The sequence below is a fragment of the Spirosoma sp. 48-14 genome (assembly GCF_001898575.1).
In the GTDB taxonomy this organism is placed as follows: domain Bacteria; phylum Bacteroidota; class Bacteroidia; order Cytophagales; family Spirosomataceae; genus Spirosoma.
Map to the genome: position 1 here is coordinate 127,799 of NZ_MKUD01000020.1, position 25,227 is coordinate 153,025.

Consider the following 25,227-nt stretch of genomic DNA (forward strand, 5'->3'; position numbering starts at 1 on the left):
TTAACTGAACACACCCGCTTCGATACGAGTAAACACATTATCGACCAGCTTACAACCTGTAACAGTATCCAGCAGTGATAATGGGGTTGGATAAGGACGGACTGCCGAAGCTTCGGGCTGAGAGCGGGGTAAAGACTGGGTATGTCTTTGGACCGACAAGTCAGGTGGCCCCTGTTTCGTACCCATCTCGGCAATCGGTTTGGGTGTATATGGGCTTTGGGGCGGTGCGAATCCAACTTCGGGTGTAGCGAGTTCGGCCACAGGAGTTCGTAGCCAGGTAGTAAACACGGCTTGTTGGTGATCAAAGACGTCAAGCCCATGAGTAAACAGCTTTTCTAACAATAACAGCCGTTCGGAAAGCTGGACCGACAAATCGCCCTGATGCTGATTGTACAGATTCCGTTCGGTAATGCCTAAAACACCCGCGATCTCTTTCTTGGTTAAACCACCCATAGCTGCTATTTGATCAATTCGAGTACGCGGTAGCCGTTGGCGAGCCTGTAGAATAAGATCACTGGTAGAGAAGCCCCAGCCCGATAAGGAATGATGAGCAGTGTTTATAGCCATCCTATGAGGAATTTTTTCACTAATATAACTGAATTTTTTCAAGGTTGATTCTATAGACTCTGCTTGGGTGATACAGCATTCTCCATCCGTTGCCACATTAACACGATTTTAACAACTTGATGTTAAACCTTTGTTTTTCTACGTAATCATACAGGCTCAACTGTTTTGCGTACGGATGGAACTATTCACAAAAAGCAGCCAGGATATGGCCCGGCTACGATACCTCTACAGTCGGGCCGGGTTTGGCGCTACGCCAGCCGAGTTGGCGGAAGCGTCGCATAAATCGTTGCGAAAGGCGGTTCGACAATTGTTTAAGGACAGCGAGGCCATAACAGATTTACAGGTGGTGGAGCCTGACCAGAACGAGACCAAAAAGCAACTGAAGGGATTGTTTCAAAACGGGCAACTCGACCGGGATATGCTCAAAGAGCGGATTCGGGAAAATGCCGAAAAAGTACGCGACCTGAATCTGCAATGGCTCGACCATATGGCCACGGGCAAAGCCGCCCTGCGCGAGAAAATGGCGCTGTTCTGGCATGGTCACTTTGCCTGCCGCACGCAGGGGCGCAATCCGCTGTTTATGCAGCAGTACGCCAACGTAGTCCGCCAGAATGCGCTCGGTCGGTTTGGCGATTTGCTGATGGCCGTTTCGAAATCTCCGGCGATGCTTCAGTTTCTGAATAACCAGCAAAACCGTAAGAACGCCCCCAACGAAAACTTTGCCCGTGAGGTGATGGAGTTGTTTACGCTGGGGCGGGGCAATTACTCGGAACACGACATCAAAGAAGCCGCCAGAGCGTTTACAGGCTGGCAATTTACGCCCGAAGGCCAGTTTATTTTCCGCCAGCAGGTACACGACGATGGAGAGAAAACCATTTTCGGCAAAACGGGTAACTTCAAAGGCGACGATGTGATTGCGATGTTGCTGGAAAACATGCAGACGGCCCGATTCATTACGGCTAAACTGTACCGATTCTTTGTCAACGAAACGGAAGACGCCAAACGGGTCGATGAGCTGACCGAGCAGTTTTATAAGAGCGGGTACGACATTGCCGGACTGATGGAGACGATCTTCACGGCCGACTGGTTCTACGATCCCAAAAACATCGGTGCCCATATCAAATCGCCGGTCGAGTTGCTGGCGGGGCTGCGTCATACACTGGGCGTGCAGTTCGAACAACCGCAATCACAGGTGTTTGTACAGCGAACGCTGGGCCAGATTTTGTTCTATCCGCCCAATGTAGCAGGCTGGCCCGGTGGTAAAAACTGGATCGATTCGTCGAGCCTGTTGTTTCGGATGCAATTGCCCAGCTTCGTGCTGAAATCGGCCGAAGTGACTGTTCAGCCCAAAGATGAGGGTGATATTAATGCCCAGCAGTTGGCACGTAAGGGAGGAAACCGTTTTCAAACCAAGGTCGACTGGGCCAGCTTTGAATCGGCTTTTGCCAAAACCCCCGACGCCGACCTGACTGATGCCATTGCGAGTACTTTGCTGCCCTTTCCGCTTCGTCCCGAACAACGCACCGTAGTCGAACATCCGCTTAAACCCAGTCAGTCGCGTTCTGAACGTATTCATACCCTCACCGCAGCGCTCATGAGCCTGCCTGAGTATCAGCTAACCTAATGGCGAAAGAGTGAATGAGTGAAAGAGCGAAAAATAGCTTGAGTAAGTTTTCGCTCTTTCACTCATTCACTCTTTCGCTCTTTAACTATGAACCGTCGAAACTTCCTTAAACAATCGGCTTTTACGACAGCGGGAACGATGTTGATTCCGCATTTTCTGAAAGCCTATGAAGCCCAGATGCTGGGTCAGCGACTCGCATCGAACGGTAAAATTCTGGTAGTGGTACAGCTTTCGGGCGGAAACGATGGCCTGAATACGGTGGTGCCTTACCGCAATGATATTTACTACCGCGAACGGCCAACCATTGCCATTCGCCCCGAAAAAGTGCTGACGCTGAACGATGAAATCGGTCTGCATCCATCTATGACACCGCTGAAGGCGCTCTACGATGAGGGGCTGGTGACGGTGATCAACAATGTAGGCTATCCCAACCCGGATCGCTCCCATTTCCGGTCGATGGATATCTGGCAGACGGCCAGCGATTCCGATAAGTATTTGCGAACAGGCTGGGTAGGGCGGTACCTAGATGCAGCCTGTGCCGGGAAAGCGCAGCAGCCATTTCGCACGATCGAGGTGGATGATACGCTAAGTCTGGCGATGAAAGGAGCCGAATTGAACGGATTGGCCGTTTTAGACCCGAAAAAGCTTTACGGTCAGACGCGTAGTGGGTTAGTGACCGGGCTCAATAAAGAGCATAAGGCCACCAGTCAGGAACCCGAATCGGTAGCGTATCTGTACAAAACCCTGGCCGAAACAGTGTCGTCGGCCGAATATGTGTATGATAAAGCGAAGGTTTATACCACTACGGCATCCTACCCAACAACTGAACTGGGTAATCGGCTTAAGGTTGTATCGCAACTGATTCAGTCAGATGTGGCAACGAGTGTCTACTACGTGTCGATCAGTGGTTTCGATACGCATATCAACCAGCCGGGGCAGCAGGAGCGACTATTGGGCCAGTATGCCGAAGCTGTGGCGGCTTTCATGAATGATTTGAAAGCGACCAACCGACAGAACGATGTGCTGGTCATGACGTTTTCGGAGTTTGGGCGTCGGGTAAAGCAAAATGCCAGTAACGGCACCGACCATGGTACGGCCAATAACGTATTCCTGATCGGGGGTGGATTACCCTCCAAACGTGTCTTGAACGAAGCTCCCAATCTAAACAAACTGGATGAAGGCGATTTACGCTATTCCGTCGATTTTCGTCAGATCTACGCCACCCTTCTCCGCGATTACCTGGGTGCCGACGATGTGGCCGTTCTTGGGCGTAAGTTCGATGGCGTCAAGATTGTCTGAAGCTACGTAGAGTAAAGAGCGAAAGAGTGAATGAGTGAATTATTGGCGCTGGCTCTTTTTCGCTCATTCACTCTTTCGCTCTTTACTTTGCGTAGCAGTAGGTTTGGGCCATTTTCGCATTTAATAGGCAGTGCTAAACCGCCTGAATGCTCTATCGTTCATGACCCAATCTGTTTCCCGTCGTCAAACCCTGGCCGCTCTGACCGCTACCGTTGGAACCACCCTGGCGCCAAAATCATCTGAAGTACTGGCTGCGCCAACTGCTCAATCGCCGTTTACGCTATGCCTGAACATGAGTACCATCCGAGGGCATAAGCTCGGGTTTGTGAAAGAACTGGAGGTGGCTTCCAAAGCGGGCTTTCGTTCGGTCGAAATCTGGATCGAAACATTACAGACCTATCTGAAAAATGGTGCCAGTACGGCCGATGCCCGCAAAGTACTGAGCGATACAGGAATAAAGGTCGAGAATGCGATTGGCTTTGCCCCCTGGATCGTCGACAACGATGCCGACCGCGCCAAAGGGCTTGACCAGATGAAGCGCGAAATGGACATGCTGGCCGAAGTAGGCTGCATGCGGGTAGCGACGCCACCCATTGGAGCACAAACGCCCAACAGCCCTAAAATCGACCTGTATAAAGCAGCCGAGCGCTATCGGACAATCCTCGAATTGAGCGATAAAACGAAAGTCATTCCACAACTTGAACTGTGGGGCTTTTCGCCAAACCTGAGTCACCTGGGCGAAGTAATGTTTGTCGCTATTGAAAGTGGGCATCCATCGGCTCGTGTACTGCTGGATATTTACCACCTCTACAAAGGCGGCTCCGGCAATACCATGCTGCCCCTGGTTGGGAAGTCAGCCATCGAGGGATTTCACGTCAATGATTACACCGCCGACTTCACGCGCGAAAAAATCACGGATGCCGACCGCGTATTCCCTGGCGATGGCGTAGCACCAATCAAAGACACACTCCGGCTCATCAAGCGCTCTGACAAGCCTATCGTACTATCGTTAGAAGTGTTTAACAAGGCCTACTACGCTCAGGAAGCACAAACCGTAGCCAATACAGCTATGGCCAAAATGAAAGCGATGGTGGCAGGGGTGTAATTAATACGCCCATGCCATCAATCCGCCATCGACCGATATGGTTTGACCCGTTACGTAACCCGATGCGGGCATGCTCAGGAACGACACTACTGACGCGACTTCTTCCGGCTCGCCAATCCGATTCATAGGCGTTCGTTTCAGTATGCCGCCTAGCTTTTCGGGATTCGTTAATACGGGTGTGGCTAACGGTGTTTTGATATACCAGGGTGCTACAGCGTTGACCCGAATGCCATCGGGTGCCCATTCGACCGCCAGATTACGGGTGAGTTGCAGAAGAGCCGCTTTGGTCATCCCATAAAGGGAGCCACTGCTGGTATGCGCCAGACCCGATACTGACGAGATAAAAATAACCTTCCCATTGCCTGACGATTTCAGCAGCGGATACGCTGCCTGGGTTAGTTCATAAGCCGACCGGAGGTTCGTGTTCAGAATGTGATCGTACTCGGCCGGGCTGTATTCGGCAGTGGGCTTGCGGATGTTGGTGCCAGCGTTGTTGACCAGAATATCCAGGCCTCCCCAGGTAGCTTTTACTTTTTCAACGACCTGCGAAGCAGTACCGGGCTGGCTGACATCGATAGCCATGCCATCCACCGTGTGCCCTTGTTGCCGATAGCCGGTTAATTGCTGCTGGAGTAATTCATTGTTGCGGGCCAGGATGAAAACCGAAGCGCCCAAGTCGAGAAACTGCCGGACGATTGCTTCGCCAATACCTTTAGTGCCACCTGTTACGAGTGCACGCTGGCCTTTGAGCGACCAAAGAGATTGAGTCATGTTCGTTTGAATTTGAAGTCTGTAGGTTGATGTTGGCCGACGTGCGCGCTATCGCATCGACCAACTTCGGACCTCAAACTACAGACTTCAAACCGTAAATTACAACTCGTCTTCGCCATCGGGTACGGTTTGCCAGCGTTCCTGTTTCAGAAAATACATGACTACGGCTACCGAGACGGCGGCCACCCCAGCGATCCAGATCATTCCCCACGGACTCCAGTACGACCAGGTTTTCTGACTGATCAGATGCAGGAACGCAATCATCATCAGTCCCAGACCTAAAGCGCCGAACAGCGCGTAGACCAATGTTCGGTTATAGGATTGCCGCATGGCGTAAGCACCATAGGACTTATTGCGAAACTGGAACAGAATATCATCCAGGCTGGCTTCAGCAAGTTGGTCATCGGCCAGCGTCAGCTCACGCTGGTAAATTTTGCGGAGTTTCTGAACCGATTCGGCGTTGGCCTCCATCAGTGTCTTGTGCATGGCTGCTTCGAACGGAAGGCCGATCCACATGTAGTGCTCAACCTCGCAAACCAGATGGTCAAGTAGCTCAGTAAACAGTTCGCCGGTAAGGCCACTTTGGAGGAGATAGGTATAAAGGCGGTCAATTTGCTGGGGTGTTAGCTTTTCCATAAACGTAACAGGCTAAATCAATGGCCATAGGCTATTGATGGAGGGGTTTGAAATAGTTGCTGCATATAGTCGACGAAACGTTCAAACTCAGATATTTTCTGAAGGGCAACTTCATTACCGCTGTCGGTCAGCGAATAATACTTCCGTAGCCGCCCTTCCACTTCTACAGATTCGGTTATCAACAGTCCTTCCTGCTCCAGTTTGTGCAACACGGGATACAGCGCACCAAAGGTTAGGGTGAGTTCTCCTTTAGTCCGTTCTTTTACGGCCTGTGTGATTTGATAGCCGTACATTTTATCCTGTTCAGAAAGGAGCTTCAGGACAATGGTTTTCAATGTTCCTCGTAGAAATTCACTACTGACGGGTTCCATATAACTGTTGCAAATAGCCTTGATTACTGGTACGAATATATATAAGAAAATTAAATATGCAAGTAAAAAATATTGTTTTTTGACAGGATTTACAGGATTGATATGGTTTTAAAAAAATCAAATCATGTCAATCCTGTAAATCCTGTCAGAAGACCTTTGGTGCTCCCCGGTTTCGCTGTTATTTTTAGCCTTTTCCAAGCTAATTTTCTCATGAACAAACGAACCGGGCTATTGGCTGGCCTGATACTGTCGACAAGTATCCTGCTGGCCCAGAATAAGCCCAAACCGGAGGACGTTCAGACGTTCACGCTTAAAAACGGCATGAAATTCATGGTCCTCGAAGACCATTCGATTCCCAATGCCAACTTCTACACCTTCTGGCGAGTGGGTTCCCGTAACGAAGTGCATGGTATCACGGGCCTGTCGCACTTTTTTGAGCACATGATGTTCAACGGGGCAAAAAAATACGGTCCCAAACAGTTCGACCGGGTGATGGAAGCCAACGGCGGCTCCAACAATGCCTATACCACCGAGAACACCACCGTTTATACCGACTGGTTTCAGAGTGGTGCGCTCGAAACGATTTTCGATCTGGAATCGGATCGGATACGCGATTTAGCCATCGACCCAAAAATGGTCGAGAGCGAGCGAGGGGTGGTGCTGTCGGAGCGGAGTACGGGCCTGGAGAACAGCAATTACCGGGTGATCAGCGAACTGGTGCAGTCGGTAGCCTTTGTCGAGCATCCGTATATGTTTCCAGTCATTGGCTTCGAGTCGGACATCAAAAAATGGACACAGGCCGATCTCGAAAAGTATTTCAAAACCTACTATTCACCCAACAATGCGGTGGCCGTGGTGGTGGGCGATGTAACGGCGGCTCAGGTGAAAAAACTGGCCGAGCAATACATTGAGCCAATTCCGGCCCAAAAACTGCCGGATAGTCTTCGGACGGTGGAGCCACCTCAGAATGGGGAACGTCGGGCCACAACCTATAAAGACGTTGCTACGCCCAATATTCTGCTGGCCTATCACACACCGGCTACCCGCCACCCGGATTACTATGCGCTCGATCTGCTCAGCGGGGTGCTCAGTTCCGGAAATTCGTCCCGGTTGGTGAAGTCGCTTGTCCTCGATTCAACCATTGCCTCACGGGTATTTTCCAATATGGATCAATCGTTCGACCCCAGCCTGTTTTCTATCTATGCGATTGCTGCCAGTGGTATTTCGGCCGAACAACTGGAGCGGTCTGTATTGCATCAGATCGATAAGGTGGTTAACGAAGGCATTACGGATGTCGAACTACAGAAACTCAAGAACCAGAAGCTCATGGAGTTTTATCGTACTATGGAAAGCATTAACGGGAAGGCCAATTCGCTGGGAACCTACGAGCTGTATTTCGGCGATTACAAAAAGTTATATGAAGCCCCGTCGCTGTATGAGAAAGTGACCAAAGAAGACGTACAGCGCGTTGCCAGAACCTATCTCACCGCCCGGAATCGAACGGTAGGCTATTTACTGCCTGAACCCAAAACGAATCCGTCGAAAAATAACTAACCCCCAATGAGACAACTATCTTTCGTCCTGCTTGCCATACTGGTAGCAGGTGCGTCGTGGGCACAGACGTTCAAGGTGCCCCCTTATCAGAAATTCAAGCTAAAAAATGGGCTGACTGTGTACCTGATGGAGCAGCATGAAGTACCGTTGATCAATGTATCGGCGGTGTTCGATGCAGGTGCTGTACAGGACGGAAATCGGTATGGATTATCGAACATGACGGCCGAAGCACTCCTGTTCGGTAGCTCTAAATACACCAAAGCTCAACTGGAGGAAAAAGCCGAGTACGTAGGGGCTTCGATCGATACTTATGCCGGTAAAGAGGTGGCTAAGTTGTCGGCTTCGTTCGCCGTGAAAGATCAGGATTTGCTGTTCGATATTCTTCAGGATGTGATTACCAAACCAACCTTCGATCAGGCGGAATTCGACAAGTACAAACAGCGTCAACTGCTTCAACTAACGCAACAGAAAGAAAGTCCGCGCGGGGTTGTCAATTCCTATTTCAACCGATTTGTGTACGAGGGGCACCCATACGCGAACCCGATTACGGGAACCCCAACGTCGGTTTCGGCTATCTCGGTAGCCGATGCGCGGCAGTTCTATCTGAAAAACTACACCACCGACCGGGCGCCTATTGCTGTAGTGGGCGATTTCAACACCCCCGCCATGAAGAAACGCATCACCGATTTGTTTGGTGGCTGGAAAACTGCGGCAGCTACATCCCCTAAACTAAGCGATCCGACAGTAGTTTTCGATAAAAGTCGGGTGTTGCTGGTCAACAAAGACGATGCCCGTGAAACGACATTTTTGATTGGTGGAAAAGGGATCACGCAAAATAACCCCGATTTTATTCCGGTTACGGTGGTGAACACCATTCTGGGCGGTCGGTTTACTTCCTGGCTCAACGATGCGCTTCGGGTCAATTCGGGCCTTACGTACGGGGCCGGTAGCCGATTTGCGACCTTTCGGAACAGCGGCACCTTTGCCATTTCGACCTTTACCAAAGTCAGCACCACGACCCAGGCGATCGATATGGCGCTGATGGTACTTGATAGCCTGCATAAGACGGGAATCGATGAGAAAACGCTCTCGTCAGCCAAAAACTACGTCAAAGCTGACTTCCCTCCCCGATACGAATCGGCCTCTGAACTGGCCAATCTGCTGACGGATATGTTCAGTCTGGGTTTCGACGAATCATTTATCAACAATTTCCAGAAGAACGTGGATGGACTGACTGTAGCCAGAACCCGTCAGATTATCGATCAGTATTTCCCGAAAAATAACCTTCAGTTTGTGTTGATTGGTAAAGCCGACGCCATCCGCGACAAGGTGAAAAAGTACGGAGTTATTACCGAGAAAGAAATCAAAGCCGACGGTTTTTAAGGTAACGCGAGTGGTAACCCGCGCAGTACAGAGTACGATGGAAATACCTGATGTATCTGTGCTGCGCGGGTTACCACCCGCGTTACATTTTGCAAAATTCTCTTACCTTTGCCCTGAGTTTTCGGTGCCTGATGTCGTTTCGTGGCGACTTTCAAGGCTTAAAAGGGAAGTTTGGTGAAATACCAACGCTGTCCCCGCAACTGTAAGTCTCTCAAAAAGTCGATTCATACTCCGTGGCCACTGCGCTGATACTCAGTGCGGGAAGGTTCGAATCGATGAGACGAGCCAGGAGACCTGCCGACAACCATCCGCTGTTCTGGCGTTCGGAGGAAACGCCCTGGCCGCGTGCTGATAGTGCACACTTAATTTAGTTATATTGAAAACGCAATCCCTTCGCTGGTGGGTATTGGGTTGGTTTGTCGGCTTCATAGCCGGACAACAAGCCACTGCACAATCCGATTCGGCCACAACGAGTCGATTATCGAATGCGGTATCGCTGTCGGCGGTGACTGTACGGGCTATCGCGCCTGAGCGGTTCCTGGCTGGTCAGAAAATTCAGCGCATCGATTCCACTACGCTGCTTCAGTTCCGGTTTGCATCGATTACAGATGCGCTGGCCTTTAACACGCCACTGGCATTCAAAAATTATGGGCCGGGTCAATTGGCAACGGTATCGTTTCGGGGCACATCGGCCAGTCATACGGCAGTACTCTGGAATGGCATCAATATCAATCAACCCAATCTGGGACTAACCGACTTTTCAACTATTCCTGTGGCTGGTTTTGATCGATTAGCTGTGCAATATGGCTCCTCGTCCAGCGCTGTTGGGTCCGACGCGGTTGGGGGAAGTATTTTGCTGGGGAGTACGCCCAGCTGGCAGCCGGGTATTCGCCTAATGGTAGGCCAGCAGATCGCCAGCTTTCGGAATAACCAGACGCATCTGGGTGCGCAGTATGCATTGCCTTTAGGAGCAAGCTGGAAACTATCGGGTAAGTCGCTGATTTATCGGTCTCAGCTTAATAACGAATATCCCTATACTGAACGCCAGCACTATTTTCTGGAACCATCTACAACAAGCCAGCGGGGACTTATTCAAGACCTGACTTTTCTGCATAAAAGCGGTCGGCAGTTATCCATCAATGCCTGGCTCACGGATAATGATTTGATCCAGTCGCCACAGGATACCCTGGCCCGTGAACGGACCCGCACACAATCGGCCCGGCTGCTGGCGACTTACGAAGCCAATCGAATGACTATTCGAGTTGGCTGGATTCGCGATATATTGGATTATGCCAAAGGCAACCTAAATAACCCTAGCCATACGCAGACCAACCGATTCATTACTCGGATTGAACGAGAATTTGCTCTGGCCTCGAACCGACCCTACCAGTTGACGTTACGAACCGGGGCCGAATGGTCGCATTATGGGACCCGGACAGATGGCTACGGTGGTCAGTTAATTGAGGAAGATCGGGCCGATCTGTATGCCCTGCTCCGTTTTCAGACCACCCGCTGGCTGCTATCGGCCAATGTTCGACAGGCGTTTGTAACACGCTTCAATCCTCCTCTTACACCATCGGTTGGGGCAGAATACAGGCTTGTACAGCAGAAACGCTTTACACTGACGGCCAAAGGAGCTGTAAGCAGGAGCTATCGCGTGCCAACGCTAAATGAACGGTACTGGGCCGATTTAGGTAACCCGAACCTCCTGCCCGAAAACGGCTTTAATCTGGAGACCGGGCTGGCAACAGCAGGTGCGTTATCGGATCACCTCAACCTGACGGCCGAGTTGAGTGCTTACCGTAACCGGGTCGATAACTGGACATACTGGAATCCAACGACGAACTATCATGTCGAGAATCTGCAACTGGTCGTTGCACGTGGCCTTGAATTGACTACGGGGCTGATTTATACACAGGCAGACTGGAAAGCGGGTATACGACTGGGCTATGCGTTTACACGTTCATCGCAGGAGCGGGCGTACGATGCCTATTCGCAGGATGTCATCGGTAAGCAGTTAGTCTATGTGCCGCTGCATTCGGGAACACTGAACACCTATCTACAGCAGGGGCGAAGTCGAATCAGTCTGCAAATGCAGGCTAATTCGCGTCGGTATACCACATTCGACAATAGCCAGTTTTTTAAGGGTAGTGTTCTGGCTAACGTGGTTTTGGAACATTCCGTCAACTGGCGGTTTATGCTGGTTCGGATACAGGGGCAGGTGAATAATGTATTCGATACGCTTGTGCTGGGCGTAAAACGGAATGCCATGCCAGGCCGAAACTGGGCAATCAATCTGATTATTAATTTTCCTTCTAATACACAATGAAAAAGCAATGGATTAAGTCAATAGTGGTTGGGCTGGTGGCCCTGAGTGTCTGGAACTGTAAGACCTCAGATCCTGAGCCAACTCCTTATGAATCAGGTGTGTTTATTCTCAATGCGGGTAATTTTTCCAGCAACAATGGCACTGTTTCGTTTTTATCACGCGCGAGTCAGACCGTTGCCACCAATATTTTTCAGACGGCTAATCCATCACTGGTTTTGAGTGGCGGTGTACAAGGTTATACCGAAGTAAATGGGAAAGGATTGATTCTGGTCGATAATAATACAGCAGGGCAGGATAAAGTTGAGATTGTCGACTATGCTACGTTTAAATCGCTGGCTACCCTAAAGTCGCCTGATATTGAAAATCCACGTCAGGTTATTCAGGCAGGTCCCAACAAAGCCTATATAAGTTGCTGGGACGTATCCGGTGATTTTAGCGCGGGGACATTTTATAAAGATCCGGGTTACATCGCTGTGGTCGATCTGAATACCCGTACCGTCACCAAGAAAATAGCGGCTGTGAAGGGGGTAGAAAATATGGTGGTAGTCGGAACGGAAGTCTTTGTCGGCAGTAATGCGTACAGTGGAAATAAAACCCTGATGGTGATCGACCTTAACACCGATTCGGTTAAGGAGCGGATTGATTTTGGATCAACGCCTGAGCCTATAGCCGTTGACGCGAATAATAAACTATGGCTTCGGGCGGGTAGTGCGCTGGTTCGGGTGAATCCGGCAACTCGCCTAACGGAACAGCGACTAACGTTTTCCGAAACGCCCGGTTCAGTAGTAATCAGTACTGATAAACAAGCTTTTTACTATACGTTGGGTGGCAAAACCTACCAGATTTCGATCAATGCGACAAATGCCACGGGGACTGTGGTCATTTCTCGGTCATTCAGCACGTTAGGAGTCGATCCACAAACCAAACGCATTTATGGTACGCAGAATCCGCTACTTTATACACAGGCGGGGTATGTGATTCGATACGAATCGTCCGGTGCATTGGTGGATTCCATAAAAGCTGAAATTGCACCCTCTGGATTTTACTTCCGATGAGTCGACAGCGGGCGATTATGAACTGGAGCGGGGGAAAAGATTCAGCTTTGGCGCTGTATCATAGCCTCCGCTCCGGCGAGTGGGCCATTGAAGGATTGCTCACCTCCATAAATGAGCAATACGGTCGGGTAAGTATGCATGGCGTTCGGATCGAACTTCTTGCCTTACAGGCCGAACGCCTGGGGCTACCCCTCCACATGCTACAATTGCCTGGGGATGTTTCGATGGAAGAATATAATACCTGGATGTATAACGTCCTGCAACCGTTACAAAATCAGGGCACTACGCATGCCATTTTTGGGGATATTTTTCTGGAAGACTTACGGAGCTACCGAGAAACACAACTGGCAAAGGTTAATCTGAAGGGCGTATTTCCTTTGTGGAAGCGTAACTCAACCGATTTGGTCCGTGAGTTTGTCGATCTGGGATTCAGGGCCGTATTAGTTTGCATCAATGAAGCCTATTTACCAGTCGAGTTTCTGGGCCGAGAGCTGGATATGGACTTGCTGAACGACCTGCCCAAACACGTTGATCCCTGTGGAGAAAACGGGGAATATCATTCGTTTGTGTACGATGGCCCCATTTTTTCAGAGCCAATTGGATTTCGAAAAGGAGAAGTTGTCCGACGAACCTATTTACCTTCCGTCGGTACAGATCAAACCTGGGATAGTGGTTTTTGGTATCAGGATCTTTTACTGGAAAAATCCGTACGTGAATAGGCCATTTACCGGAGTCGGAAAGGTACTGATTGCGTACCTGTCAAACGTTGATAAACAGTTAGCATTGATTAGGTTGCTGGCAGAAACGGTAGATTCGGTCCCGGCTCCGTTTTAGCCGCATTTTAACCGCACTTGGCTTTATTTGGTAGACATGGGCAATTTCGTCAATGGTTCTTCCGTCTTCGTACTTCATTCGAAGAATCGTCTGTTCATCGATTGTGAGGGTTTCCAGTGCCTGCTTCACTAATTGGAGTGTTTCTTCCTGTACGTTATTGTCTTTCGAGTCAGCCATTGACTGTTCATGGCCTTCCGTAATAGTGGTAACGTTCATCCGCTTTGACAGTCGAATCTGGTCGGCACAGTAGTTGAACGCAATGGAATAAAGCCATGTAGAGAAGCTGGATCGTTCCTGAAATGCGTTGAGTTTGGTAAACGCTTTCAGGAAAATATCGTGCGTAAAATCTTCCGCCTGCTCAGAGTGTTTCGTCATTTGAAGGCATTGCTGATAGACTTTACCAACGTAGCGATTATACAACGTTTCAAAACAATGGTCGGGTTGAGTGAGGAGATGGGCCCGAATCATTTCCTCATCAGATAAAGAATTTTTCGTCGGAAAAGAGCTTCTCATAGTACAAGAGACAAGTTGCAGTTACATTTTAAGCAATAAATTTAGGAGTAATATTAGTTTTTGTTTTTAATTCTATTGAAATAGTATATTAGACTAATAATAATTTATTGAACGGTTTTGTTAACTGGCTAATAAGTTAATAGAGTTTTTGAGTGTTAACTTACAACATTTTGACCCATTTGTCGGGCAATGAATTGCAAACTGCGTGCTTGGCGATCGGGCGTACGAGCGTCAAAGGCGAGTTTTTCAACGCTCGACAAGGGTAGTATCCAGCCTTGCATATCCGCGTTCCATTCACTAGAGCAGCGCATAATCTCCTCAAAATCAGACTCACTCCATTTTTCGAGCGAATATAGTTCAGCCAGGCGTTTTCGTTGGTGATGCAGAATTTGGGTTACTTCTTTGGGTATTGACTGATTCGTTTTCATAGCACATCAATGGCCTTGTCTTAGAATAACACAAGCAAATCCAACGCCAAACTGGTAGGGGTTCGGTTGCTAGCTGTTTACTCTCAGCCCTGGAACGGCTTTATTAGACAATAGACAAGTACAGATTTAATGACCAGTAAGACTGATGAAGTTGGAAAAGTAACATGTAGGAAAAATGAATGAATGGATGGTATATCGTTTGTGAGTTTATTCTTTGATCATTTAAAGTTGAAATTGCCTGTAATAGTGTATAGTCATAAATAGGGTTTATGAGACACCTTTTGTGAAGACGCACGAGTTTATTTAGGTTATGTATGATAACGGATTTAATCAGCCTATTATCGTGTAAATGCTACTGGCTATACACTCTGGGTAGCGTTTGACGGGATGTCGGCTCAAATTAGGGGCATCAACTACTGGTAATTGGTAAAATGGTGTCAGAGAAAAGAAATCGACTCGTGATCTCGCTGTTTGTTCTGGCCGGTTTTTTAGCTGGTTTTATACTCTTTTGTGGCGTTCTGATTCATTGGGTGCAAGCCATTTCAGGGATCGACAGATACTATCCTTCCTTTCAGTTTATTGCAGAAACTTTCTTTTTGGTATTGTACACCGTTTTAGGTATCCGATTCTGCCGACGGAAAATTGATAACTTTTAGTCTTGCAAGCGCTCGGCTTCTTCAGATTGTGTGGCTTTCTGGGAGCCGCACAGCTAGCTGGTCGTGTAAATAGTATTACAGAAACAGCTCTTGTCTTTTCTGATATGCACGATTGATGAAGTAGTTACTTGTTGTAAGTATTTGATATAGAGTGGTTTAATGAATGGTTATGGGCTTGCTACAGCCAATTTGATCGAGTTAGGTTTACCATTTAATATATTTTTTGTATCCAATTGAAGCCTTCGTCGTCATAGACTCATTATTTACAAAAACCCATAAACTCGATGAAAGGTCTCTTACAGGTATCAAATAGATTATTTGTTAATGAATACACTATTGACAGACGAGGAAATGATTCGGCAGTACTTGAATAGTCACCCTCAGAAGTGCTTCGAAACACTTTACAGTCGCTATGTGAACAAAGTGTATCGACGTTGCTTGTCGATGACCAAAAGCACTGAACAAGCTGAAGATTTCACGCACGATATTTTCCTGAAAGCGTTTACCAAACTCAACGCGTTTCAGGAACGGTCCAGCTTCTCTACATGGCTTTATTCCATTGCTTATAATTATTGCTCAGACCAGCTTCGCAGGGGTAAACGTTTTACATTTTCCTCTGTAGACGAAGGGTTAAAGCAGGACATTGCCGATGAACGAGAAACTTCGCTTCATGAGGAAACGGCCTTGTTCGTGAAGCTGGCAATAAGCACCTTATCGGCTACTGAGCAAGCTCTGTTGCAACTAAAGTATGAACAGAATATGAGTATTGATGAAATCGCTCTGATACATCAGCTAACGCCCAGTGCCGTTAAAATGCGATTGAAACGAAGCCGCGACAAAATTTATCAGTTATATAATCGGCAATTAGTTTGAGGCTGCCTGCTCTTCCACCTGCTGTTGACGAACCTGCTGGCCGATAGGTACGTATTCAATTTCGCAAGGGTAACCAAACAGGCAGTTCGCTTTAATTTGTTCGGCTACCCGTTCAGGTACCATAGCTTCCCAGCCGTCTTCACCTTGCTGAATCATTTCGAGTACATGGTCGGTGGAGATATGCAGATGCTGTTCTTTATAGTCGGTTATATCCTCGATTTTGTCATTGCGAACCAGGTATTGGAATAGCGGCTCCAGCGTAGGGGGGAGCTTAAACTCATTACAGGTATAAATGGCGCCTTCTTTCAGGGTCGGATAAACGAATAGCTTCACTTTTCGGCTGAATAACGTGGCGAAGGATTCCAGAATACCACCGGGCAGAAACTCGTAGTGGCTTTCTTCGAAAATGTACTCCAGATTCGGAATGCCAACAACAAGGCCAATTTTTAGTCGCGTGAGCCGGGCCAGATAAGCTACCAGTTTGTAGTATTCCAGGTAATTGGAAATCATAACGGCCTGACCCATTGAACATAGGATGTCGACCCGGTCCAGAAAGTCTTTTTCATCAATTCCCTGTTCGTTCGCTTTCAGGTTATGCAAGGTCAGCTCGGCCAGGGATACAACGCGGTTTTCGTCTACGTCGGGCTCATCCTTAAACTGCTTCAGCCCATTTTCAATCATGTCTAACTGTACATTCGTTAGAGGGCGTAGCCGTCCCCGCATCACGAGGATGTGTTTTTTGTAGAGCGCTTCGGATGGCTGAAGTACCTGCCCATCCGGGCCGAACAAAGCGGCATCGGTAAAGCCGTTTTTGACCAGATGAAGGCTCATCAGCCGGTTATCTACGTCTACAAAATCGGGGCCGCTGAATCGAATCATATCAATCTGAATCCGTTCGGGAGCCAGATCGTCCATCAGCGATAATACAAGCGTTTCGGGCGATTTAGCGTAATAGTAGCATCCGTAAATGAGATTTACACCAATAACGCCCAGGGCCTGCTGTTGCAGAATATTTTCGTTATCGAGCATTCGGACGTGAATAATCACGTCGTTGTACCCCGCTTGTGGGTTTAGCTGAAACCGGCAGCCAATCCAGCCGTGTGCTTCGTTGGTCTTTTGATAATTGAGGGCAACAACGGTATTGGCAAAGGCGAAGAACGTAGTGTCGGGACCCCGTTTGTCGGCCAGTCGTTTTTCCAGCAAACTATACTCTTTGTTGAGCATTTTAACGAGTCGCGACTCTACCACATACCGACCACTTTCTTCTACGCCATAGATTGAGTCACTAAACGTCATGTCGTAGGCCGACATGGTTTTGGCAATGGTTCCCGACGAGCCACCGGCCTTAAAAAACATAGCTGCCGTTTCCTGACCTGCGCCAATCTCGGCAAACGATCCATAAATACGACGATCCAGATTGATTCGTAGTGCTTTCTGTTTGGTACCTATATTCTTCTCGTACATGGTGTTGTAGCGAATTGCCTGATGATAAAGTTACAGTATTAAACAGCAAAAGCAGCCCCAGAAGCCGCTTTTGCTGTAAAATAATCCAATTTTAACTGTTTTCCACCAGAAGCGCTTTTCATAAGAAATTATGTCGATAGTAACCTATCTGACAATAACTAAAAAACATCCTGCAATTGTACTATTGCTTATGTAGGATGTCTGTAACAAACATATTTCCTCCGCCAGCTTTGCTGTCTATTGATGAACCAATAGGAACCACGTCACTGTCGGTCGATGCTGCCCGGCGGGCCATACGTGTACCTGTGATCTGGAAAATAGCTTCACCCAGCAACGGTTCTGTCAGGTCACCCAACGCTTTCCAGCTATTTTTGCGTGGGTCAGGCTCCGTTACTCGTACGGTTGGCGTAAACCCTCCGGCATAATCCGTAAAACCCTGTGCATTAGCCGATTTAAAGGTGATGGGTTGAATACCCCATTTGATCCGCCCCAAATTGTCGGAAATGGTAACTGAACCCACATTTTTACCAACGGTTGTGGTGCCAATGGTATTAACCGTCATGAAGGGTTTTAGCCCATTGATCACTAACTCGCTGGCCGAAGCCGTACTGCCGGTGGTTAGAATAAATACACGGCTAAGGTTAGCCCCAATGGCGGTGGACTTGGTTAGAAAGGTTTGGTTGTTCCAGCCCTTGCCGTATTTTTTGTCGTTCTCGTCGGTAACGATGCTGTTCCATTTCTGGGTGAAGTATACTTTCGATGCATCGATATTTTTACCGATCAGGCTCGCCAGATTAGTGGATGAACTGACATAACCGCCCCGGTTATACCGCAGATCGAGAACCAGTTCGTTAACGCCCTTTTGCTTGAATTTGTCAAAGATCGACTCCATTTTCAAGTCATATGCATTGTCGGAGCTACCATCGGCTTTGTTGACACCCCTGACAAACTGGTTGTAAACAACATAGCCAACCGTCTTATTACCAATGGTATAGGTGGTGTCGAGCAGAAAAGGGTCTGACTGGAACACAATGGCATTGACCTGTTTGGTCTGGTTGCTATCGGTCAGCGTGCCATTCACCAGCGTGGCAAAGCCAAACACATACGAATCGGCATTGCTGGAAAGCAGGGTTTGATAATTAGTACCCGTCAGCGACTCGCCATTCACTTTTGAAATCACATCCCCCCGTTTGATGCCCGCTTTGGCGGCAGGCGAACCCGGTTGCACATAAAGCACCACGGCAATGACGCCTGTGTTCGATGCGTCCCGATAATACAGACTGTATTCCATCCCGGTTGTTTTCGACTGCCCATTCAGCGATGCTTTCAACTCATCGGCACTTTGCTGAATCCAGGAGAACCGATCCCGGTCGGTATTAGCCGTATTGTTTCGGTCGTACAGGAGGGTTAGAAAATATTTGTCGGGCGTTAACGAGGTATCGGTCGTAGCGGGAATTTTATCATTCCAGAAATAAGAATGCTGCATGTTCGCCAGTACCCAACTATTTACCTCGCCATTACTAACAGAGCCCGATGGTGTAACATCTGTATTCTTTTTGCAGGAGGTCATCAAAAACGTGCCAGCAACCAGCCAAAGCAGTGCCGTTCGCCCGATGGGAAATACGTTCATAGAGATGTGTTGATGAATTGTTTAGGTTCTTACTATCTAACGAAAATTATGCCTAAATGATTTACTGAAAGGTCGTTAGGGGCTTAATTTTCACTCGACAAAACGAAATTACAAGAACGCTATGAATCCCAGCGTACATAAACTTTTTCCTGACGTCCGTTGCGTCCTCGCGGTTTCATAAAGATGTCAACAGAACGCGTCTTCAATATGCTTTACCTGCAATCGATTACCGGAAAGTGTAACGGCAATAATGTCGAACCGGACATCGAATGGCCAATTGGTGTTGAAAATATAGTGTTCGGCGGCTTTCATAACCAGTCTGGCCTTGGTATACGAAACAAATTCTTCGGGATTGCCGAAGCTGACATTAGTTCGGGTTTTCACCTCAACAAAAACCAGCAGTTTACCTTTCTGCGCAATCAGATCAATTTCTGCATGCTGATACCGATAATTCCAGGCAATAATTTCATAGCCTTTTTCGCGTAGATAACGGGCGGCTTCTACTTCGCCCTGCTTGCCGGTTTCATTGTGTTGAGCCATTGACTACCATATTGTTCTTGAGCGATTGTTAGACGAAGTATGACTTCTTTAGACACCTAAAACCCATAGAAAATAGCAATACCCCTCTCTGAACAGTGCCAAATCGGGGCATATCGAACGAAACAGAGGGAGACGGTTGTTAACCAATTGATGGATAGTTTTTCGTCCTGAACGTGATGAATAGCCGAATTAATAAACAAGTTGAGGTTCGTGACCTGGGGATGATTGAGTACAAGACAGCCTGGGATGAGCAGGAACGGTTGTTTGCAACCATTGTTGATCAGAAGTTAGCTAACCGAGTTTGCCCCACCGATGCACAGCAACTAACGCCCAATTACCTGCTGTTTTGTGAACACCCGCCCGTATACACCATGGGCACCAGCAGTCATGCCGAGCATCTGCTGATGGACGAAGCAACACTGGCTACCGAGCTGGGGGCGACGTTGTTTAAAATTCGGCGAGGGGGCGATGTTACCTTTCACGGGCCAGGACAGCTCGTTGGGTATCCGATCCTGGACCTGGACAATTTTTTTACCGATATTCATCACTACATGCGGTTGCTGGAAGAAAGCATCATTCGAACACTGGTTGAGTATGGATTGAAAGCGGGACGGATCGACGGGTTGACGGGCGTTTGGCTGGGTCAGGAAGCCACTGGGGACGAAAACGATGGATATTCCCGCAAAATCTGTGCAATGGGCGTAAAAGCCAGCCGCTGGGTAACAATGCATGGGTTTGCCTTCAATGTGAATACAGATTTGCGATTTTTTAGCCATATTGTTCCCTGTGGTATTGCCGATAAGGCCGTCACCTCGCTGGCGCTCGAACTGGGTCATGAGGTGCCGTTAGCCGAAGTTGCAGCGCGTGTTCAGGGCCACATGGCCACCTTATTTGAGATGGAATTGATTGAAACACAGTATGGAATTAACCGCCAAAGCGACTCTATTGCGCTGTGTTGAGTAGATAAGTATGAAAAAAGACATTAATTTTTTACCCGTTGAGGGTGTACAGGTTGTGATCGCCCGGAAAGAGGCTCTGACTGGTGGTTATGACTGGCAGGTTTTTTTGATCAACCAGAACGACGTACCCATCAAAACGGTGTTCGTAACATCGCGGGGGTATGGAAAGAAAGATGAGGAGGAGCAAAAGACATCAACCCTGCGGCATTTCTTTGTTGAAATTATGCCAGGGGCTCATGAAGTGGTTGAAACGATCATGCCCGATGTGTTTCACCTCAACAATGAGTATTGGGTGAGCTACTTCATTGGTGATCAGATTTTCGATAAGAAGTTTATCTTCGTGCCCGACAGTATCGTGGAAGAAAATCTCATCACCATTCCTGCTTTGGGTCTGGAAGGGATTTTGCACGATTAAGTAGCGCGGGTAGGCTGGCGAACCAGTATCTTGTCCGCCGTATCGTCCTAGCGTTAACATTGCGGACAGGATGTCCGCCTTACTATATGCCTCAGCCCGTCTCCTGGAAACGTCGTCTAAAAAATCTTCTGTTTATTGATCTCAAAACAGTAGCGGGTGAGCCGTCGCTGCTGGCCGTCGATCCGCGATTACAGCGTCAGTGGGAAGAAAAAAGCCGGTTCTTTAAAAACGACGACGAATTATCGGCGGCTGGCTGGTATGATCGACGGGCTTCATTTTTTGCTGAATTCGGTAAGATCATCTGCATCAGCGTCGGTGGGCTTTTTTTCGATGACGACGATAAACCCCATCTGAAAATCAAGCTCATCAGTAACGACGACGAGTTGCCCATTCTTCAGGAGTTTCTGACGATTGTCAATCGCTATCCGCCTGGCGAACTTACCCTATGTGCGCACAATGGCAAGGAGTTCGACTTTCCTTTTCTGTGTCGTCGGCTGATGGTAAATGGCCTGCCCCTGCCACCGGCTTTGCAGATTGCTGGAAAGAAACCCTGGGAAATTCCACATCGCGATACGATGGAGCAGTGGCAGTTTGGCGATAAACGGCATTTTGTGCCTCTCGATTTGCTGGCGGCCGTGTTAAATATTCCTACACGTCCACTGGAATGGACCGGCGACCGCACCAGCGAAGTGTATTACCGCGAACACGACTGGGCACGCATCGAGCAGTATGCCCGTGATTCGATGGTGATGCTTGTTCAGGTTTATTTAAAAATGCTGGGGGCACCGCTCGTAGCGGAAGAGCACATTGTGCTGAGCGACTAAAATGGGTTTTGAGCAGGTCAGACCGCCAAACCAAGGCTACTGATAATAAAGAGAATGTCGATACGTATTCTGATCGCTCTATGTACTCAATGTCTCTGAGTTTGAATCACTACAAACATTTACGCCTGCTTTTAGAGTTAGGCAAACAGTATGAGAAACGGAAAATCAAAACAAAATAAATATGCCAGGCCCAGCTCGGGTTCGTCGTATACGGCGCGCCCTCGTGAAAAGGGTTTGGAAAAATCGAAGACGAGGCCCATTCATCAGGCCGACTCTTTTCTGGATGAATTGAAAAACGACCTGATGGCGTTTTTTCAGATTAACGACGACCGGGCGTTCACGCAGGATGAGTTGTTGGAACACTTCGGTGTGCACGACCGGCGTATGAAATTGATTATGCATGGGCTGGTGGGTGAACTGGCCGAAGAAGGGTCTATTGTGCGTCAGCCTAACGGGAGTTACCGGGCCGATGCCGATGCTAATCTGATTGAAGGTGTAGTCGACCATGTCAATTCCCGCTTTGCTTTCGTGCTCCCTGCTACGGCAGATGGCAGCCGGGGCGACCGCGACGATGATATCTGGGTATCGACCGACGACCTGGCCGGGGCCGTTGATGGCGACCGGGTGCGGGTTATTCGTTTTACGGATTCGCGTAATCGCGGCCGACGTATTGAAGGAAAAGTAGTCAGTATTATTGAACGGGGCCGTACCGAACTGGTTGGTCGCATTGAAGTCTGGCCGACCTACGGATTTGTTTCGCCCGATAGCAAAAAGATTTACGAAGACATTTTTATCCCCAATGATAAACTAGGCGGAGCCAAGAATGGCGAGAAAGTAATTGTTCGCTTAACGAAATACCCGGATACCGACAGCCACAAACAACAGTTTGAAGGCGAAGTGATTACGGTGCTGGGTGTGGCTGGGCAGAACAATACCGAAATGCACGCCATTCTGGCTGAATTTGGTTTGCCAATCGTTTTTCCTGTCGAGGTAGAGCAGGAAGCCGAATCGATTCCAACGCAGATTCAGGAGGATGAAATTGCCAAACGGCGGGATATGCGTGAGGTGACAACCTTCACTATCGACCCCGTCGATGCCAAAGACTTCGATGATGCTCTTTCGGTAAAGGTGCTCGACAATGGCAATTACGAAATTGGCGTTCACATTGCCGACGTTACATACTACGTCCGGCCCGGTTCGAAACTGGAAGCCGAAGCTTATAAACGGGCAACGTCGGTATACCTGGTCGACCGGGTCGTGCCGATGCTTCCCGAAAAGCTGTCAAATGGCTTGTGCTCCCTTCGTCCTAACGAAGACAAGCTCACGTTTTCGGCCGTTTTCGAGCTGACTCCCGATGCCAAAATCAAAAACGAATGGTTTGGCCGGACAGTTACGCATTCGGATCGTCGGTTTGCCTACGAAGAAGCCCAGGAAATCCTGAACAACGACCGGGGCGATTTTCTGGAAGAGTTGCGGTTGTTGAACGAACTGGCCTATAAACTCCGCGACGAACGGTTCAAAAATGGAGCCATCAACTTCGAGACCGTTGAGGTTCGCTTCCGATTAGATGAAAATGGTGTCCCCTTAGCGGTTTACCCTAAAATTCGGCAGGATACCAACAAGCTCATCGAAGAGTTCATGTTGCTGGCCAATAAGCGTGTAGCCGAATATGTACACTCGTTGTCGAAGCGGAATAAGAACGGCGAAGAAAATACGATGGTATACCGGGTTCATGAAGGCCCAGACGAAGATAAACTGAAAGTGTTCTCTGATTTTGCCCGTCGACTAGGCTATAAACTGGCTGTCGATGAAGATCATCTATCGGCTTCCATGAACCGATTTATGGAGAGCATTGAAGGGCGGCCCGAAGCAGGTATGTTGCAGCAACTGGCCGTTCGAACGATGTCGAAAGCCCGCTACAGCACCGAGGATATTGGGCACTTCGGACTAGCCTTCCGTCGGTATTCGCATTTTACATCACCCATCCGTCGGTATCCCGATATGATGGCGCATCGGCTCCTTCAGCATTATCTGGATAAAGGCAAACCGGCCGATCGCGAAGAGTATGAAGAAAAGTGCCGTCATTCATCGGAGCGCGAACGAATGGCCGCCGAAGCCGAACGGGCTAGTATCAAATACAAGCAGGTCGAGTTCATGAGCCGTATGGACCCCGATCAGGTCTTCGAGGGCGTTATTTCCGGCGTTACCGAGTTTGGTATTTTTGTCGAGATCACTGAAAATAGCTGTGAAGGACTGGTTCGGATGCAGGACCTGAACGATGACTATTACGAGTTTGATAAGGACAACTACCGGATTGTAGGTGTTCGGCACAAGAAGATCTACACCTTTGGCGATCCGGTGGTGATCCGGGTAAAAGAAACGAACCTGGCCCGCCGAAGTATGGATTTCGCTCTGGTGAATCATAAGTCGGATCGTGGAACAGAAGGGGAAGGCCGTTTTGACGCCCGAGCGCGTGAAAGCAGCCGATCGTCGGGTTCGGGTCGTTCGCGCAGCACGGAGAAACCGGCTATCAAAGCCAAGCGGAAGGAAGGTACGGCAGCCAAAGGACAGAATCGCCGGGGTGGCCGTGGCCGTCGATAAGGCCAAAAATGCCTAAAGACTTCCAGAGGTGAACTTGCTTTTTAGCGATTCAATGTGCTATCTTTGCACTCCGAAACTGGAACGTCTGCTCCCGTAGTTCAATGGATAGAATTATGGTTTCCGGTACCATCGATAGGGGTTCGAATCCCTTCGGGAGCACGAAGCCCGTAGTTTACCTGATACGGCTAATTGTAAAAAACGCTAACTTTCAACGAGTTAGCGTTTTTTTTGTTTATTGTATTTTACAGTAAATAAACTAAAACCGTCAACACTAAAATGGGGCCTCTAATGACCGATATAGTTCCGAAAAGATGTTGTTACGATAATAGTGTGGCATACGATTAGGAGACACCGAATCAATTAGCTACTCGGCAGTACACCGAGTTTCTGATGAATATGTACGAGAATTTGCAGTCCTATCGGCTTATTGTTACAGGAACAACCGCCATCCATCAAGTAACATATATGCAAGGCGGCTTAAAAAACGGGTTGGAGGAACTGCCCGCCCAGCTCTCACCAAACCAAGTAGTCGATGAAGGCCGCTCGATTGATATGTAAAGTTACAAACCCTTACCTTGTAAGTTTTCCTTACTGGCTGAATATTTAGTCAGTAAGGAAAACTTATTATTGAGCATTTTCAATGCTAGTACTGCCTTTAAAAAGCTCCCATAAGATTTAAATTATTGAAGCTGTTTAAACTATCTGTTTTCGATTGATTTTTCGTAGGAAAATGACCGAGAATGCGATAAAATGTAGACTCATCCAATTTTTTACTGAAAACTCAAATCGCACTAAC

General features: G+C 48.4%; 23 protein-coding genes, 1 tRNA gene and 1 riboswitch. Of the genes, 15 read left to right on the plus strand and 9 right to left on the minus strand.

Features of this window, described 5'->3' with window-relative positions:
• Positions 1-567 (minus strand): antitoxin Xre-like helix-turn-helix domain-containing protein, encoded by a 567-nt coding sequence (locus BGO59_RS12720; RefSeq protein WP_293683998.1) that lies wholly within the window; start codon positions 565-567, stop codon positions 1-3.
• 175 nt (positions 568-742) lie between these two features.
• Between BGO59_RS12720 and BGO59_RS12725 the strand changes: the two genes are divergently transcribed.
• The 3 genes from BGO59_RS12725 (at position 743) to BGO59_RS12735 (ending at position 4,595) form a co-directional block, all read left to right on the plus strand.
• Positions 743-2,191, plus strand: a complete 1,449-nt coding sequence (locus BGO59_RS12725; protein WP_293683999.1) for a DUF1800 domain-containing protein — start codon at positions 743-745, stop codon at positions 2,189-2,191.
• An 87-nt stretch (positions 2,192-2,278) separates the two neighbouring features.
• Positions 2,279-3,490, plus strand: coding sequence for a DUF1501 domain-containing protein (locus BGO59_RS12730; RefSeq protein WP_293684000.1), 1,212 nt, complete (start codon positions 2,279-2,281; stop codon positions 3,488-3,490).
• Positions 3,491-3,650: 160 nt separating this feature from the next.
• A complete protein-coding gene (locus tag BGO59_RS12735) occupies positions 3,651-4,595 on the plus strand; it encodes a sugar phosphate isomerase/epimerase (protein WP_293684001.1) in 945 nt (314 codons plus the stop codon).
• Here the strand turns inward: BGO59_RS12735 and BGO59_RS12740 are convergent, their stop codons facing one another.
• From BGO59_RS12740 to BGO59_RS12750, 3 genes are all read right to left on the minus strand, one after another.
• On the minus strand, positions 4,596-5,366 hold the full coding sequence (locus BGO59_RS12740; protein ID WP_293684002.1) for an SDR family oxidoreductase: 771 nt from the start codon (positions 5,364-5,366) through the stop codon (positions 4,596-4,598).
• A 99-nt stretch (positions 5,367-5,465) separates the two neighbouring features.
• Positions 5,466-6,002: a hypothetical protein gene (locus BGO59_RS12745; protein ID WP_293684003.1), complete on the minus strand. Its 537-nt coding sequence runs from the start codon at positions 6,000-6,002 to the stop codon at positions 5,466-5,468.
• A gap of 17 nt (positions 6,003-6,019) precedes the next feature.
• Complete coding sequence (locus BGO59_RS12750; RefSeq protein WP_020597467.1) at positions 6,020-6,373, minus strand: PadR family transcriptional regulator; 354 nt, start codon at positions 6,371-6,373, stop codon at positions 6,020-6,022.
• Positions 6,374-6,583: 210 nt separating this feature from the next.
• Between BGO59_RS12750 and BGO59_RS12755 the strand changes: the two genes are divergently transcribed.
• The 5 genes from BGO59_RS12755 to BGO59_RS12775 all read left to right on the plus strand — a co-directional run bounded on the left by BGO59_RS12755 (position 6,584) and on the right by BGO59_RS12775 (position 13,413).
• Entirely contained in the window at positions 6,584-7,927 is a 1,344-nt protein-coding gene (locus BGO59_RS12755) for a pitrilysin family protein (RefSeq protein WP_293684004.1), read from the plus strand.
• Positions 7,928-7,933: 6 nt separating this feature from the next.
• Complete coding sequence (locus BGO59_RS12760; protein ID WP_293684005.1) at positions 7,934-9,310, plus strand: pitrilysin family protein; 1,377 nt, start codon at positions 7,934-7,936, stop codon at positions 9,308-9,310.
• 105 nt (positions 9,311-9,415) lie between these two features.
• Positions 9,416-9,627, plus strand: a riboswitch (cobalamin riboswitch).
• Between the two features lie 59 nt (positions 9,628-9,686).
• Positions 9,687-11,639 carry a TonB-dependent siderophore receptor gene (locus BGO59_RS12765; protein WP_293684006.1) on the plus strand — a complete coding sequence of 651 codons (1,953 nt, stop codon included), beginning with the start codon at positions 9,687-9,689 and terminating at the stop codon, positions 11,637-11,639.
• Positions 11,636-12,694, plus strand: coding sequence for a YncE family protein (locus BGO59_RS12770; RefSeq protein ID WP_293684007.1), 1,059 nt, complete (start codon positions 11,636-11,638; stop codon positions 12,692-12,694). The genes BGO59_RS12765 and BGO59_RS12770 overlap by 4 nt, the downstream gene beginning before the upstream one ends.
• Complete coding sequence (locus tag BGO59_RS12775; RefSeq protein ID WP_293684008.1) at positions 12,691-13,413, plus strand: diphthine--ammonia ligase; 723 nt, start codon at positions 12,691-12,693, stop codon at positions 13,411-13,413. Before BGO59_RS12770 ends, BGO59_RS12775 begins: the two co-directional genes overlap by 4 nt.
• A 58-nt stretch (positions 13,414-13,471) precedes the next feature.
• Here BGO59_RS12775 and BGO59_RS12780 read toward each other — a convergent pair whose 3' ends face one another.
• Together BGO59_RS12780 and BGO59_RS12785 are read right to left on the minus strand one after the other, a co-directional pair.
• The gene (locus BGO59_RS12780) at positions 13,472-14,041 is read right to left on the minus strand and encodes a sigma-70 family RNA polymerase sigma factor (RefSeq protein WP_293684009.1); all 570 of its coding nucleotides are present in this window, start codon (positions 14,039-14,041) and stop codon (positions 13,472-13,474) included.
• Between the two features lie 155 nt (positions 14,042-14,196).
• Positions 14,197-14,469 (minus strand): hypothetical protein, encoded by a 273-nt coding sequence (locus tag BGO59_RS12785; protein WP_293684010.1) that lies wholly within the window; start codon positions 14,467-14,469, stop codon positions 14,197-14,199.
• A 980-nt stretch (positions 14,470-15,449) separates the two neighbouring features.
• Between BGO59_RS12785 and BGO59_RS12790 the strand changes: the two genes are divergently transcribed.
• Positions 15,450-15,998, plus strand: coding sequence for a sigma-70 family RNA polymerase sigma factor (locus BGO59_RS12790; RefSeq protein WP_293684011.1), 549 nt, complete (start codon positions 15,450-15,452; stop codon positions 15,996-15,998).
• On the opposite strand, the gene BGO59_RS12795 is transcribed toward BGO59_RS12790, so the two are convergent.
• The 3 genes from BGO59_RS12795 to BGO59_RS12805 all read right to left on the minus strand — a co-directional run bounded on the left by BGO59_RS12795 (position 15,990) and on the right by BGO59_RS12805 (position 19,632).
• Complete coding sequence (locus BGO59_RS12795; RefSeq protein ID WP_293684012.1) at positions 15,990-17,462, minus strand: TonB-dependent receptor; 1,473 nt, start codon at positions 17,460-17,462, stop codon at positions 15,990-15,992. The two genes, BGO59_RS12790 and BGO59_RS12795, sit on opposite strands and share 9 nt — an antisense overlap.
• A gap of 181 nt (positions 17,463-17,643) precedes the next feature.
• Positions 17,644-19,092: a S41 family peptidase gene (locus tag BGO59_RS12800; RefSeq protein WP_293684013.1), complete on the minus strand. Its 1,449-nt coding sequence runs from the start codon at positions 19,090-19,092 to the stop codon at positions 17,644-17,646.
• 186 nt (positions 19,093-19,278) lie between these two features.
• Positions 19,279-19,632, minus strand: a complete 354-nt coding sequence (locus tag BGO59_RS12805; RefSeq protein WP_293684014.1) for a YraN family protein — start codon at positions 19,630-19,632, stop codon at positions 19,279-19,281.
• A 176-nt stretch (positions 19,633-19,808) separates the two neighbouring features.
• Here BGO59_RS12805 and lipB point away from each other — a divergent pair, with 176 nt between their 5' ends.
• From lipB to BGO59_RS12835, 6 genes are all read left to right on the plus strand, one after another.
• Complete coding sequence (gene lipB, locus BGO59_RS12810; RefSeq protein WP_293684015.1) at positions 19,809-20,591, plus strand: lipoyl(octanoyl) transferase LipB; 783 nt, start codon at positions 19,809-19,811, stop codon at positions 20,589-20,591.
• Between the two features lie 10 nt (positions 20,592-20,601).
• Complete coding sequence (locus BGO59_RS12815) at positions 20,602-21,006, plus strand: hypothetical protein (RefSeq protein WP_080059244.1); 405 nt, start codon at positions 20,602-20,604, stop codon at positions 21,004-21,006.
• An 86-nt stretch (positions 21,007-21,092) separates the two neighbouring features.
• Positions 21,093-21,830, plus strand: a complete 738-nt coding sequence (locus BGO59_RS12820) for a ribonuclease H-like domain-containing protein (RefSeq protein WP_080059243.1) — start codon at positions 21,093-21,095, stop codon at positions 21,828-21,830.
• A gap of 150 nt (positions 21,831-21,980) precedes the next feature.
• Positions 21,981-24,431, plus strand: coding sequence for a ribonuclease R (gene rnr, locus BGO59_RS12825; RefSeq protein ID WP_293684016.1), 2,451 nt, complete (start codon positions 21,981-21,983; stop codon positions 24,429-24,431).
• 87 nt (positions 24,432-24,518) lie between these two features.
• A tRNA-Arg gene (locus tag BGO59_RS12830) sits at positions 24,519-24,590 on the plus strand.
• A 231-nt stretch (positions 24,591-24,821) separates the two neighbouring features.
• A complete protein-coding gene (locus BGO59_RS12835; protein WP_293684017.1) occupies positions 24,822-24,989 on the plus strand; it encodes a hypothetical protein in 168 nt (55 codons plus the stop codon).
• Positions 24,990-25,227 lie beyond the last annotated feature (238 nt).